A 12,942-nucleotide genomic window follows, 5' to 3' on the forward strand; every position below is an offset into this window, starting at 1 on the left:
ACCGGCTATGGGTCGCCCGCCATCCGCTCCGCCAACGCGGCGGCGCGGAGGTGCTCGTCACGGGCGGCCTCATACACCCGCACCGCTCGGCGGTGCGTGGCAACGTCGCCGATACCCGCCGCTGCGGCGGCGCGGTGTGTCCGCACGGCCTGATCGTGTGCTTTGGCTTCACATCGATGCCGCGCGGCGGCGACCAAGTGCGCTTGGCGCATCCGGGCGTGGGTGTTTTGAACGGGTTGCGTCAACACCTGTGTGTCGCCGCCGGGAATTCCCTCGGTCGCCGTCATGTGCCTACCTTCGGCGCGGTTTCCGCCTGTCGTCGTGCAGGCGATATGGCCATGATCACCGCGACCCGTGCCGAACGGCAGGGACCTAGGTCACCAGCATCGTTGCCCGACGTCACCAATCTGACCAGGCCGCGCGTGGCGCCAATCACACCACTAGGCTGGCCGTTGAGTATCAGGGCGAAAAAGGGAGATTCAGGTGACCATCCGGGTTGGCGTTAACGGGTTCGGCCGTATCGGGCGCAACTTCTATCGGGCCTTGGCGGCGCAGAAGGCCGAGGGTAAGAGCACCGACGTCGAGATCATCGCGGTCAACGACCTCACCGACAACGCGAGCCTGGCGCACCTGCTGAAGTTCGATTCGATCCTGGGTCGCTACCCCGAGGCGATCAGCCTCGAGGGTGAGGACACCATCGTGATCGGCAGCACCAAGATCAAGGCCCTGGAGGTCAAGGAAGGGCCGGCCGCGCTGCCCTGGGGTGACCTCGGTGTCGATGTCGTGGTCGAGTCGACCGGCATCTTCACCGCCCGCGCCAAGGCGCAGGGCCACCTCGATGCCGGCGCCAAGAAGGTCATCATCTCCGCACCCGCCAGTGATGAGGACATCACCATCGTGCTCGGGGTCAACGACGACAAGTACGACGGCAGCCAGAACATCATCTCCAACGCGTCCTGCACCACGAACTGCCTCGGGCCGCTGGCCAAGGTGCTCAACGACGAGTTCGGCATCGTCAAGGGCCTGATGACCACGATCCACGCCTACACCCAGGACCAGAACCTGCAGGACGGCCCGCACAAGGATCTGCGCCGCGCCCGCGCCGCCGCGCTGAACATCGTGCCCACCTCGACCGGCGCCGCGAAGGCCATCGGCCTGGTGCTGCCCGAACTGAAGGGCAAGCTCGACGGCTACGCCCTGCGGGTGCCGATCCCCACGGGCTCGGCGACCGACCTCACCGCGGAGCTGAAGAAGTCGGCCACTGCCGAAGAGATCAACGCGGCGTTCAAGGCCGCCGCTGACGGTCCGCTCAAGGGGATCCTGAAGTACTACGACGCGCCGATCGTGTCCAGCGACATCGTCACCGACCCGCACAGTTCGATCTTCGACGCCGGCCTGACCAAGGTGATCGACAATCAGGCCAAGACCGTGTCCTGGTACGACAACGAGTGGGGTTACTCCAACCGCCTCGTCGACCTGGTCGCACTGGTCGGCAAGTCGCTCTAGCGCAATGGCGGAGTCTTCTATCAAGATCCTCTCCGACCTACTGGCAGAAGGGGTTTCGGGCCGGGGCGTGCTCGTCCGCTCCGACCTGAACGTCCCCCTCGACGACGACGGCAACATCGCCGACCCGGGTCGCATCACCGCGTCGGTGCCCACGCTGCGGGCGCTGGCCGAGGCCGGCGCCAAGGTCGTCGTCACTGCGCACCTCGGCAGGCCGAAAGACGGTCCGACGCCGGAGTTCTCGCTCGCACCCGTTGCCAAGGCGCTGGGGGAGCAGCTCGGTAGGCACGTCCAGCTGGCAGGGGATGTAGTCGGCACGGACGCGCTGGCCCGCGCGGAGGGACTGACCGACGGCGACATCCTGTTGCTGGAGAACATTCGGTTCGACCCACGCGAGACCAGCAAGGACGACAACGAGCGGGGTGCGCTCGCACGGCAGCTCGCCGAACTCGTCAGCGGCGCAGACGGGTCGCCCGGTGCGTTCGTCTCCGACGGCTTCGGTGTCGTGCACCGCAAGCAGGCCTCGGTGTACGACGTCGCGACGCTGCTGCCGCATTACGCGGGCACGCTGGTGGCCACCGAGATCAAGGTGCTCGAACAGCTGACCAGCTCGACCGAGCGGCCGTACGCGGTGGTGCTCGGCGGCTCGAAGGTGTCGGACAAACTCGCGGTCATCGAGAACCTGGCGACCAAGGCGGACAGCATCGTCATCGGCGGTGGTATGTGCTTCACATTCCTTGCGTCACAAGGCGTTTCGGTGGGTAAGTCGCTGCTCGAAGAAGGCATGATCGATACCTGCCGCCAGCTGCTCGAGGACTACGGCGACGTGATCCACGTGCCGGTCGACATCGTCGTAGCCGACGAGTTCAAGGCGGATTCTCCGTCGGAGATCGTCGCGGCCGACCAGATTCCGGACGGCAAGATGGGCCTGGACATCGGACCCGGCTCGGTACAGCGCTTCACCACGTTGTTGTCGAACGCCAAGACCATCTTCTGGAACGGGCCGATGGGCGTCTTCGAGTTCCCGGCGTTCGCCGCGGGCACCAAGGGCGTCGCCGAGGCGATCGTGGGGGCGACGCGCAAGGGCGCGTTCAGTGTGGTGGGCGGTGGCGACTCCGCCGCGGCGGTCCGCCAACTCGGGCTGCCCGAAGACGGCTTCTCCCACATTTCGACCGGTGGCGGGGCGTCGCTGGAATACCTTGAGGGCAAGACGCTCCCGGGTATCGAAGTGCTCGACGACTGAAAGGCCGTAGACATGAGCCGTACGCCGCTGATCGCCGGCAACTGGAAGATGAACCTCAACCACTTCGAGGCCATAGCGCTGGTCCAGAAGATCGCGTTCTCGCTGCCGGACAAGTACTTCGACAAGGTCGACGTCGCGGTGATTCCGCCGTTCACCGATTTGCGCAGCGTGCAGACGCTCGTCGACGGCGACAAGCTGCGCCTCACCTACGGTGCGCAGGACCTGTCCCAGCACGATTCAGGGGCCTACACAGGCGAGATCAGCGGCGCCTTCCTGGCGAAGCTGGGCTGCACCTACGTCGTCGTCGGGCACTCTGAGCGCCGGACCTACCACCACGAGGACGATGCGCTGGTCGCTGCCAAGGCAGCCGCCGCGTTCAAGCACGGCATCACCCCGATCATCTGCATCGGCGAACAGCTCGAGGTCCGTGAGGCCGGCAACCACGTCGAATACAACACCGAATCGCTGCGCGGCTCAGTGGCGGGTCTCACAGCAGAGCAGATCGGCCAGGCCGTCATCGCCTACGAGCCGGTGTGGGCGATCGGCACCGGCCGGGTGGCCAGCGCCGCCGACGCCCAGGAGGTCTGCAAGGCCATCCGCGACGAGCTGAGCAAGCTGTCGTCCCCACAGCTCGCCGCGGGTGTGCGCATCCTGTACGGCGGATCGGTGAACGCCAAGAACGTCGGCGAGATCGTCGCACAGGAGGACGTCGACGGTGCGCTGGTCGGTGGGGCGTCGCTCGACGGCGAGCAGTTCGCCACGCTTTCGGCCATCGCTGCTGGTGGGCCCTTGCCGTAGCGGCCCTTTTCGGCCTGTAGGCTGTCGGCCATGGTTTTAGCTCTGCAGATCACGCTGATCGTCACCAGCTTGCTCGTGGTGCTTCTCGTGTTGCTGCACCGCGCCAAGGGCGGCGGCCTGTCGACCCTGTTCGGCGGCGGCGTCCAGTCCAGCCTGTCCGGCTCGACGGTCGTGGAGAAGAACCTGGACCGGCTGACGTACTTCGTCGTCGGCATCTGGGTGGTGTCGATCGTCGGCGTCGCGCTGCAGATCAAGTACAGCTAGTCCCGCGCTGGGGCTCGTCATGCGCTCGGTTGGCACCGCGCTGATACTGGGGGAATGGCAGACGTCGGCGGACTAGAACCCATCGGGTCGGTGCAGCGCACCAAAGTGGGCCGGGAGGCCACCGAGCCGATGCGCGAAGACATCCGATTGTTGGGTGCGATTCTCGGTGAGACCATCCGTGAGCAGAACGGCGAGGACGTCTTCGACCTCGTCGAACGCGCCCGCGTGGAGTCGTTCCGGGTGCGGCGCTCGGAGATCGACCGCGCCGAGCTGAGCTCCATGTTCGACGGCATCGATATTCACCAGGCCATTCCGGTGATCCGCGCGTTCACCCACTTCGCCCTGCTGGCCAACGTCGCCGAGGACATCCACCGCGAGCGTCGGCGGCTCATCCACGTCGCTGCCGGAGAACCGCCGCAGGACAGCAGCCTGGCGGCGACGTACGCCAAACTGGACCTGGCCGGACTGGATTCGGCGGCGGTCACCGATGCGTTGGCCGGAGCGCTGGTGTCGCCGGTCATCACCGCGCATCCCACCGAGACCCGGCGGCGCACGATTTTCGACACGCAACACCGCATCACGCAGTTGATGCGGCTGCGATTGAACGGCCATGAGCACACCGACGACGGCCGTGATATCGAGCGTGAGCTGCGCCGCAACATCCTCACGCTGTGGCAGACGGCGCTGATCCGGTTGTCCCGGTTGAAGATTCAGGACGAGATCGAAACCGGGCTGCGGTATTACCCCGCGGCGTTTTTCGAGGTCGTCCCGCAGGTCAACGCCGAAGTGCGTAACGCCTTAAGGGCCCGCTGGCCCGACAGCGATCTGCTGAGCCAGCCCTTCCTGCGTCCCGGATCGTGGATCGGCGGCGATCGCGACGGCAATCCGAACGTCACCGCAGAGGTCGTGCGTCTGGCGACCAGCAGTGCCGCCTATACGGCGCTGGAGCATTACTTCACCGAGATCACCGCGCTCGAAGAGGAATTGTCGATGTCGGCGCGGCTGGTCAAGGTCAGCGAGGCGCTCGAGACACTCGCCGATCAGTGTCATGAGCCCGCCCGGCTGGACGAACCGTATCGCCGGGCGCTGCGCGTCATCCATGCTCGGTTGACGTCGACGGCTTTCGAGATCCTCGACCGTCAGCCCGAACACGAACTCGACCTCGGGCTGAACCCCTACGAAACCCCCGCTGAACTCTTGGCCGACCTCGACATCGTCGACGAGTCATTGCGGATGAACGGCAGCGCCGTACTGGCAGACGATCGGTTGGCCCGGTTGCGGGAAGCCGTGCACGTCTTCGGGTTTCACCTGTCCGGGCTGGACATGCGGCAGAACTCTGATGTGCACGAGGAAGTCATCGCCGAGCTGCTCGAGTGGGCGGGCGTTCACTCCGACTATCGTTCGCTGCCCGAACCCGAGCGCGTAGAACTGCTTGCGGCAGAGGTCGCCACGCGGCGCCCGCTCATCGGCGACGGTGCCGAGCTCTCCGAGCTGGCGCGCAAGGAGCTCGACATCGTCGCGGCGGCGGCTCGCGCCGTCAAGGTATTCGGGCCGCAGGCCGTGCCGAACTACATCATCTCGATGTGCCAGTCGGTGTCCGACATGCTCGAAGCTGCGGTCCTGCTCAAAGAGGTTGGTTTACTCGATGTTTCGGGACCCGACGCCTATGCACCCGTCGGGATTGTCCCGTTGTTCGAGACCATCGACGACCTACAGCGCGGCTCGTCGATTCTCGAACAGGCGCTGGAACTTCCGGTGTACCGCGCCATCGTGTCGGTGCGTGGTGACAGCCAGGAGGTGATGCTCGGCTATTCGGACTCGAACAAAGACGGCGGATACCTCGCAGCCAACTGGGCGCTGTATCGCGCCGAGCTCGATCTGGTGGAGTCCGCACGCAAGACGGGAATGCGGTTGCGGTTGTTCCACGGACGCGGCGGCACCGTCGGGCGCGGCGGCGGGCCCAGCTACGACGCCATCCGGGCGCAGCCGCCCGGCGCGGTCAACGGATCGCTGCGGATCACCGAGCAGGGTGAGGTGATCGCCGCCAAGTACGCCGAACCGCAGATTGCGCATCGCAACCTGGAGACCCTGTTGGCCGCGACACTGGAGGCCACTCTCCTCGACATCGAGGGTCTCGGCGACGCCGCCGGTCCCGCCTACGACGTCCTCGACGAACTGGCCGCCCGCGCCCAGCGGTCGTACTCCGAATTGGTGCATGACACAACGGGTTTCGTCGAGTACTTCAAGGAGTCGACGCCGGTGAGCGAGATCGGTGCGCTCAACATCGGCAGCAGGCCGACGTCACGCAAGCCCACCACGGCCATCTCGGATCTGCGCGCGATTCCGTGGGTGCTGGCCTGGAGCCAATCGCGGGTGATGCTGCCGGGCTGGTATGGCACTGGAACCGCGTTCGAGGGATGGATCAACGAGGGCGACGGACGGTTGGAGGTTCTGCAGGACCTGTACCGTCGCTGGCCGTTCTTCCGGACGGTGTTGTCCAATATGGCGCAGGTCCTTGCGAAGGCGGACATGGGTCTGGCGGCGCGTTACTCGGAATTGGTGGCCGACGAGCAGTTGCGGTCGCGGGTGTTCGACAAGATCGTCGCCGAGTACACCCGCACCATCCAGATGCACAAGCTGATCACCGGCCAGGACGACCTGCTCGCCGACAACCCGGCCTTGGCGCGATCGGTGTTCAACCGGTTTCCGTACCTCGAGCCGCTGAACCACCTTCAGGTGGAACTGTTGCGCCGCTACCGTTCTGGTGACGACGACGAACTTGTCCAGCGTGGCATCCTGCTCACGATGAGTGGACTGGCGACCGCGCTGCGCAACAGCGGCTAGGACCCCGCTACGAGTTGGCGCTGTCGCGCGCCTTCTCGAGCGCGGCGATCAGCGCGTCGACCTCGGCCCGCCGCTCGGCGGGGACCGTCAGTGAGTAGAACGTGCCCACGTTGACGATCACCTGCAGCAGTTCTTCTTTCTCACCGCCGAAGATCTTCTTGCGGCGGGTGAACTCCTTGATGTCGGTTCCGGCGTACTTGTCGGCCGGGTTGCGGCCGCGCGACGTGTTCGTCCGCAGCTTCTCGACCCAGTTGCCGTCGACCACGATGCTCTCGCCGTTGATGCCGTCTATACGGAACATTCGGCGATCCTATCGTTGACACCCCGGCTTCGAGATGTCACAGTCAGTGGGCTCTTAACTGAAAACCATGTTTTCAATTAAGCAAACTGGAGGTACGTGTGAGCGACGCGAACCCAATGGCCTGGCTACCGTTCTCGATCGCCGAGGCGGCACTGACCGGGCAGGACGGTGGCGTGGGTGACCTTCCGCAGGCGTGGGCACACTTGCTGAATCGGCTCGGCGCGGCCGGTGAACTCGTCGCATCCAGCGACGTCAACCGCAACCGCGTCGATTACGCGTCGGGAATGCGGCATCTGATGGTCCTGCTGGCCGTCGGTGTCGACGAGGCGCTGCGGGTCGACCCCGATCCGGTGCTGGCGGTGAGTCGCACCAGTACTGATGACATTCTGACCTGGGGCATGGAGTGCCCGGACTGTCTCTACCTACGGGCGACGCTGCGGGAAGGCGAGACGTATCGGCTCTTCGGCAACCGGGGGACCGCGCGCTATGTCGGTCTGCAGACCATGAACGGAATCGCATCCACGGCCAACACTTTGGTGGATGACCTCGAGGTCGACGCGGATGGCGAGTTCGAAGTCGTGCTGTCCGCCGACGAGCACGAGGGCAACTGGATGCGTCTCGACGGCGACCATCCCACCCTGGTGGTGCGGCACTTCTTCTACGATTGGGACAAGGAACAGCCATCGGTCTTGCAGATCGAGCGCATCGGCGCCGAGGTCGCATCGAAGGATCGGGTGGTCGCGGCCGATGTCGCCGTCTCACGGCAGATCTACGCGCTGGGCGAGTTCGTCTTCGACAACCTCAAGTTCTTCCTCGACTTCAACGCGGGCCCGCCGGTCAACGGGTTCATGCCGCCGATCGATCGATCCAGCATGGGCGCCGCGGCCGAGAACCGCCCCGTCATCGGGCGTTACGAGCTCGAACCGGATGAGGCCTTGATCCTGGAGGTCGAGCCACCCGAGGGCGTGTACTGGAGCTATTCGGTCGGTAACCAGTGGTGGGAGACCATCCACTACGGACGGCATCAGTCCAGCCTCAACGCGCATCAAGCGAATATCGACTCCGACGGGATCCTCCGCGTCGTCGTCAGCTCGCAGGATCCAGGCGTCGCGAATTGGCTTGACACTGCGGGGCATAGCACTGGCGCGATGATCCTGCGCTGCGTGCGGACCGTGACCGCGCCCACGCCGAACGTACGGGTGGTCAAGGTCGCCGACATTTCGGGATCGTTGCCCACTGACACCGCGAGGGTCAGTCCCGAGGAGCGGTCGGCGATCGTCGCGGCGCGCCGGCGCGCGGTTCACGAGAGGTTCTCCGCATGACGTTCACGGTGGACGACCTGGAAGACGGCGCGCGAACAGCCACCGGCCTCGACGATTTCGGCTCGACCTACTATCGCGAGGGGCTGGAGCGGACCGTCGATGCGCTGAACAACGAAGCCGATCTCAACGAGATGGGCGCGATCATCCAGCACGCCACGATCAGCAACGCCCTCATTCAGAGGTTACGGATCGTCGACACGTACAAGCAGCACCCCGAGATCGACGACGAGGTCATCGGCGGACCGGTGTTCGTGATCGGGTTGCCGCGCACCGGCACGACGGCTTTGAGCCAACTGGTGGCCAGCGATCCGCAGTTCAGGTCGTTGCGGATGTGGGAGTCGCAGGCATGCACACCTCCCCCAGAGGCGGCCACCCAGCATGACGATCCGCGGATTGCGCAGGCGGCTGAGGGAATCGCCATGATGGACAGCATGTTTCCGCGCATGCGGACGATGATGAACTCGGAGCCGCAGGCCGCGACCGAATGCCAGGACTTGATGGGGATGAGTTTCCGCACTTTCCATTTCGACGGGGTGGTGCGGGTGCCCGGGTATCTGGCGTGGCTGATGCAGTGCGACATGCGCGAGACATATACCTTCCACCGGCAGGTGCTCAAGCTACTGCAGTGGCACTGTCCGCCGACGCTGTGGCATCTCAAGACGCCGGTGCACATGTTCTCCCTCGATGCGCTGGTCGAGGCGTATCCGAACGCGAGTTTCCTGTGGAGTCATCGCGATCCGGCGAGGGTGCTGGCATCGGTGTGCAGCCTGATCCAGTACGTGCGCAGTTGGAGCAGTGATCGTGACGACGCGCACGAGCTGGGAGCCGAACAGCTGCAATGTTGGACCGAGGGCGTCAGACGCGCCATGGACTTCCGAAAGCGGCTCGGAGACAACCGGTTCGTCGATGTCTCGTTCGCCGAATTGAACAGCGACCCGCTCGGCACGCTGGCTGACAGCTATGGTCGGCTGGGCCTGACCTTCAGCGACGAGGCGCGCGACCGCGTCCGGGAATGGGCGGACGGGCACCAACCCGGTTCGCGAGGTGAGCACGCCTATGACCTCGCCGACTACGGACTGACACGAGAACAGGTGCACGAATCGTTCGCCGACTACCTTGCGACCTACGACGCGACGGCCTGATGGACGCGGTAATCAAGCGACGGCGCAAGAAGCTGGATCCCGATCCGGGTGTGCGGGATGCGCTCGTCAACGCCGCCGCGGAGATCGTGCGCGAAGGGGGCATCGCGGCTGTCAACGTGGCCCGCGTGCTCGACCGTGCCGCGCTGAGCACACGTGCGTTCTATCGGCACTTCGACTCGAAGGACGCCTTGGTGTCGGCGGTGTTCCTGCAGATGGCGCAGATCGAGATGCGCAGGCTCAAGCGGAAGATGGCGGGAGCGTCGGACCCGGTTGACGCGGTGGTGGCGTGGATCGATGGCCGGTTGGACCTCGCGTTCAACGAACGGATCCGGTCCGATTTGCGGAAAATGTCGCTGGAGGCGCAGTCGCAGATGTTCGCGGCGCCCGAGTTGGTCAGTGACGCCTACGGCGAGATATTGAAGCCGCTCATCGAGCAGCTCGAGAAGGGCAAGGCCGCAGGTCTTTTCCCCGGAATTGATCCGGCAGCCGACGCATTGTCGATCCAGGGGGCGATCTGGGCGAGCACCGAACGCCAATGGGCGACCGGCGATTGCGATCAGCATGCGGTGCGCGAACAGATTTTCCGGTTCTGCCTGCGCGGAATCGGTGTGACGCAGTGAGGAAGGTGACTCGATGGACCTGGGTTTGACGGGGTCGACGGCGGTCGTGACGGGCGGCAGCAAGGGTATGGGCCTGGCGATCGCGACGACGTTCGCCGAAGAGGGCGCCAGAGTCGCGGTGATGGCCCGGGGAGCCGACGCGCTGGATGACGCGGTGTCGATTCTTCGCGACGCGGGCGCACCGGATGCCGTCGGGATCAGCGTCGACATGGCGGACGCGTCGTCGATCTCCGCGGGCTTCGAGTCCGTCGCCCAGCGGTGGGGCCGGCTCAACAGCCTGGTTCACACGATCGGGCCGGGTGACGGCTACTTCGAGGACATGGACGACGCGCAGTGGGAGGAGACGTTCGCGCTGGGCACGATGTCGGGGGTGCGGTCGATCCGGGCCGCGCTGCCGATGTTGCGGGCCGCCGAATGGGGCCGGATCGTGACGCTGTCGGCGCATTCGATACAGCGGCAGAACCCGCGGATCGTCGCCTACACCGCATCGAAGGCCGCACTGAGCAGCGTCACCAAGAACCTGTCGAAAAGCCTTGCCAAGGACGGAATCCTGGTCAATTGTGTGTGCCCGGGCACCATCGTCACGGCGAGTTTCACCGAGGTGCTGAAGGACATCCTGGCCGCGGACGGACTCGATGCCAACGATCCCACCGACGTGATGACGTGGATCGACAACAACTTTCACCAGCCGTGCGATCTCGGCAGGGCAGGCTTACCCGAGGAGATTGCGTCGATCACGGTCTATCTCGCGTCACGGCGCAACGGCTATGTCACCGGGGCCACCGTCAACGTCGACGGTGGTTCCGATTTCGTCTGATCATCGGCTGACGTAGCGCACCGGGCAGGGATCGGCGGATCGTGCGATCCCGCCGATCTGGGCCGGTACCGGACGTGGGTAGCTCGGCCACGATGGCGTCATGTCGTAGGTGCTCAACAGACGGATCATCGCCGTTGTCATCGCCGCGAGCGAAAACGGCTGGGCGGGGCACGAGTGCTTGCCGTGTCCGAACGCGGTGACCAGCATCGGCGACGGCAACGACGCCGCGTCGACGAGGCGGTACCGGTTCCAGCGCGCGGGGTCCCACGTGTCCAGACCCGGCGCGGCCGAGGTGTTGAGCAGCGGCAGCAGGGTGGCAATGGTCCAGCCGGCGGGGACGCGGTACGTCTGGTCGCCGGTGTCGAGGTCGACGGGAGCCAGGACGGCTCGGGACATGATGGAACGCTGCGCCAGCCGGGTGCTCTCCAGCGCGCAGTGCTGCGCGAAATCCTGGTCGCCGTCGAAGACGCGCTGAGCCTGTGCCGGGTGTACGAGCAGGTCCGCGAGCGCCCAGCCCAGTGCGGCCATCAGGTTCGACATCGAGGCGATGTGAATGAGGGCCACATCGAGCGCGATGCCGCGCAGCCGGACGTCGTCGGGTTCCGACGCCCAGGCGCGCTCGATGCGACCGAACAGGTCGTCGTCATCGGAATCCGTTGATGTCGCCAGGTTTCCGATGACAGCGACGACGTCGTCGAGCGCGGCACGCTCGGCGCGCTTGCCGGACGCCGCCACGGCCGCCATCGCCTCGGGATGAACGAACGCGTCGGAACCGTCCAGGGTTTCGAAGGCGCGGACCAACCGCTCGAATGAAGGTCCCTCTGCGCAACCAGGTCCCGCCCAGGAGGCCAGACCCATGCGGTGTCCGAGGCGGCGGGTGAGGTCGAATAGGTCCACGGTGCCTTCGGATCCGAGCTCAGCAACGGTCTGGGTCAGGGCGTGGTCGAGGTTCGCGAGGTACGAGGCGACGTCGTCGCGGCGGAACAACGAGGTCGGGAGTACCCGCCGCCCGTCGAAGATTTCGTCGGGAAGCTTGCGACGCAGCATCAGGTAGTCGGCGACACCCTTGCTGGCCTTGTCTTCGGGTAAGCCGTAAAAAGATTCGACGCCGGCGGGGGAGAACGTGAACAGGTAGTTGTCGTTGCCGCTGCGCACCGTGAAGGTGTCGCCATGTCGGGCGCGCGCGGCGGCGATGGCGGCGACGGCGTCGTCGACCGACACGTCCCACGGCAGGCCGACTCCCTCGGCGAGCGGAGGCTGCGGAACGGGGAGCTTCGCCGACACTAGAGGCCGGTGGTCTTGCGCACCCTGTCGACCGCGCCGCGGAATACCTGTTCGGTGGCGGCGAGCGGCGATATGACGGATTCGCCGATGTCGACGATGCGCTCGACGCGGGCGACGATGCCTTCCATGCGGTCCACCACCGCGATGAGGCGCGGGGCGAGCTCGTTGATCTGGTTGATCGTGTCGTTGAAGCGTTCCAACGTGGCGTCGAGGTTGCCGGTCGAGTTGTTGAGGTCGACGAGGGTCTCGCTCAACCCCTCGAGGATGGTGTCGACCTGCTCGACCGTGACGTCGGCATTGAGCGCGGCCTGCGCCAGCTTCTGGATCCGTTCCCGGCCACTCCGTGGTGCTGGTTTGCTGCCACCTTTGTCCACCATGAGGGCCATTTGATCACAGACGCGGAACCACCGAGGCAGAGTGGTCGTCTGATCCAGATGTGACGATGTGTGGAGGGGATACGCCGTCCCGTCAATGTGCCGGTGATTCGTGGCGCAGAACAATCGCAACGGATCCGATGAGGCAGACCGCCGACTATGAGGCGGGGTTTCGAGATGGCGACGGTGATCGAACTATCGGCAGGCGCGCCTGGTGAATGCCGCAACTGCGCGGTGCCATGTCAGGCGGCGCGCCGGAACCGCGGATTCGCACTTCAGGCGAATCAGGCTCGCCGTCACTCGCTTTGACGGCTCCGTCCCGCTCAGCCGGATGGGGGTCGTTGCGCCACTGCTTCGGCGTCGAATGGCTTCGTTGGGCGTGTCATTCCATCTGTGTAAGTCCGGGGTGGTCCATCATCGGACCGCCGTT

General features: G+C 65.4%; 13 protein-coding genes. 9 read left to right on the plus strand and 4 right to left on the minus strand.

The window, feature by feature from the left end:
- Window positions 1-5 precede the first annotated feature (5 nt).
- Complete coding sequence (locus tag M1248_RS23035) at window positions 6-287, minus strand: hypothetical protein (protein WP_163727378.1); 282 nt, start codon at window positions 285-287, stop codon at window positions 6-8.
- A gap of 196 nt (window positions 288-483) precedes the next feature.
- On the opposite strand from M1248_RS23035, the gene gap reads away from it, so the two are divergent.
- The 5 genes from gap to ppc are packed head-to-tail and all read left to right on the plus strand — an operon-like array spanning window position 484 to window position 6,652.
- Complete coding sequence (gap, locus tag M1248_RS23040) at window positions 484-1,506, plus strand: type I glyceraldehyde-3-phosphate dehydrogenase (RefSeq protein WP_317149818.1); 1,023 nt, start codon at window positions 484-486, stop codon at window positions 1,504-1,506.
- Window positions 1,507-1,510: 4 nt separating this feature from the next.
- Window positions 1,511-2,746 (plus strand): phosphoglycerate kinase, encoded by a 1,236-nt coding sequence (locus tag M1248_RS23045; protein WP_163727384.1) that lies wholly within the window; start codon window positions 1,511-1,513, stop codon window positions 2,744-2,746.
- A 12-nt stretch (window positions 2,747-2,758) separates the two neighbouring features.
- Window positions 2,759-3,544 (plus strand): triose-phosphate isomerase, encoded by a 786-nt coding sequence (tpiA, locus tag M1248_RS23050; protein WP_163727388.1) that lies wholly within the window; start codon window positions 2,759-2,761, stop codon window positions 3,542-3,544.
- A gap of 30 nt (window positions 3,545-3,574) precedes the next feature.
- Complete coding sequence (gene secG, locus M1248_RS23055) at window positions 3,575-3,808, plus strand: preprotein translocase subunit SecG (protein WP_083123435.1); 234 nt, start codon at window positions 3,575-3,577, stop codon at window positions 3,806-3,808.
- Between the two features lie 54 nt (window positions 3,809-3,862).
- Window positions 3,863-6,652: a phosphoenolpyruvate carboxylase gene (gene ppc / locus M1248_RS23060; protein WP_317149819.1), complete on the plus strand. Its 2,790-nt coding sequence runs from the start codon at window positions 3,863-3,865 to the stop codon at window positions 6,650-6,652.
- A gap of 7 nt (window positions 6,653-6,659) precedes the next feature.
- Here the strand turns inward: ppc and M1248_RS23065 are convergent, their stop codons facing one another.
- The gene (locus tag M1248_RS23065) at window positions 6,660-6,953 is read right to left on the minus strand and encodes a hypothetical protein (protein ID WP_163727394.1); all 294 of its coding nucleotides are present in this window, start codon (window positions 6,951-6,953) and stop codon (window positions 6,660-6,662) included.
- Window positions 6,954-7,051: 98 nt separating this feature from the next.
- Here M1248_RS23065 and M1248_RS23070 point away from each other — a divergent pair, with 98 nt between their 5' ends.
- From M1248_RS23070 to M1248_RS23085, 4 genes are read left to right on the plus strand one after another with little or no spacing between them, the layout of a single operon-like run.
- Window positions 7,052-8,275: a DUF1214 domain-containing protein gene (locus M1248_RS23070; RefSeq protein WP_317149820.1), complete on the plus strand. Its 1,224-nt coding sequence runs from the start codon at window positions 7,052-7,054 to the stop codon at window positions 8,273-8,275.
- Entirely contained in the window at window positions 8,272-9,417 is a 1,146-nt protein-coding gene (locus M1248_RS23075) for a sulfotransferase (RefSeq protein ID WP_317149821.1), read from the plus strand. Before M1248_RS23070 ends, M1248_RS23075 begins: the two co-directional genes overlap by 4 nt.
- The gene (locus M1248_RS23080) at window positions 9,417-10,037 is read left to right on the plus strand and encodes a TetR/AcrR family transcriptional regulator (protein WP_317149822.1); all 621 of its coding nucleotides are present in this window, start codon (window positions 9,417-9,419) and stop codon (window positions 10,035-10,037) included. Before M1248_RS23075 ends, M1248_RS23080 begins: the two co-directional genes overlap by 1 nt.
- Before the next feature lie 13 nt (window positions 10,038-10,050).
- The gene (locus M1248_RS23085) at window positions 10,051-10,854 is read left to right on the plus strand and encodes an SDR family NAD(P)-dependent oxidoreductase (protein ID WP_163727403.1); all 804 of its coding nucleotides are present in this window, start codon (window positions 10,051-10,053) and stop codon (window positions 10,852-10,854) included.
- Here M1248_RS23085 and M1248_RS23090 read toward each other — a convergent pair whose 3' ends face one another.
- Window positions 10,855-12,138, minus strand: coding sequence for a cytochrome (locus M1248_RS23090; RefSeq protein ID WP_163727405.1), 1,284 nt, complete (start codon window positions 12,136-12,138; stop codon window positions 10,855-10,857).
- Window positions 12,138-12,515, minus strand: a complete 378-nt coding sequence (locus M1248_RS23095) for an ATPase (RefSeq protein ID WP_163727408.1) — start codon at window positions 12,513-12,515, stop codon at window positions 12,138-12,140. Before M1248_RS23095 ends, M1248_RS23090 begins: the two co-directional genes overlap by 1 nt.
- Between the last annotated feature and the right edge of the window lie 427 nt (window positions 12,516-12,942).

The sequence above is a fragment of the Mycobacterium sp. 29Ha genome, assembly GCF_032883055.1.
Classification (GTDB): Bacteria; Actinomycetota; Actinomycetes; order Mycobacteriales; family Mycobacteriaceae; genus Mycobacterium; species Mycobacterium gallinarum.

Coding starts and splice junctions, on each gene's coding strand:
- M1248_RS23065 (WP_163727394.1), bottom strand. CDS start 6,953: ATGTTCCGTATAGACGGCATCAACGGCGAGAGCATCGTGGTCGACGGC.
- tpiA (WP_163727388.1), top strand. CDS start 2,759: ATGAGCCGTACGCCGCTGATCGCCGGCAACTGGAAGATGAACCTCAAC.
- M1248_RS23095 (WP_163727408.1), bottom strand. CDS start 12,515: ATGGTGGACAAAGGTGGCAGCAAACCAGCACCACGGAGTGGCCGGGAA.
- M1248_RS23075 (WP_317149821.1), top strand. CDS start 8,272: ATGACGTTCACGGTGGACGACCTGGAAGACGGCGCGCGAACAGCCACC.
- M1248_RS23085 (WP_163727403.1), top strand. CDS start 10,051: ATGGACCTGGGTTTGACGGGGTCGACGGCGGTCGTGACGGGCGGCAGC.
- secG (WP_083123435.1), top strand. CDS start 3,575: ATGGTTTTAGCTCTGCAGATCACGCTGATCGTCACCAGCTTGCTCGTG.
- ppc (WP_317149819.1), top strand. CDS start 3,863: ATGGCAGACGTCGGCGGACTAGAACCCATCGGGTCGGTGCAGCGCACC.
- M1248_RS23035 (WP_163727378.1), bottom strand. CDS start 287: ATGACGGCGACCGAGGGAATTCCCGGCGGCGACACACAGGTGTTGACG.
- M1248_RS23045 (WP_163727384.1), top strand. CDS start 1,511: ATGGCGGAGTCTTCTATCAAGATCCTCTCCGACCTACTGGCAGAAGGG.
- M1248_RS23080 (WP_317149822.1), top strand. CDS start 9,417: ATGGACGCGGTAATCAAGCGACGGCGCAAGAAGCTGGATCCCGATCCG.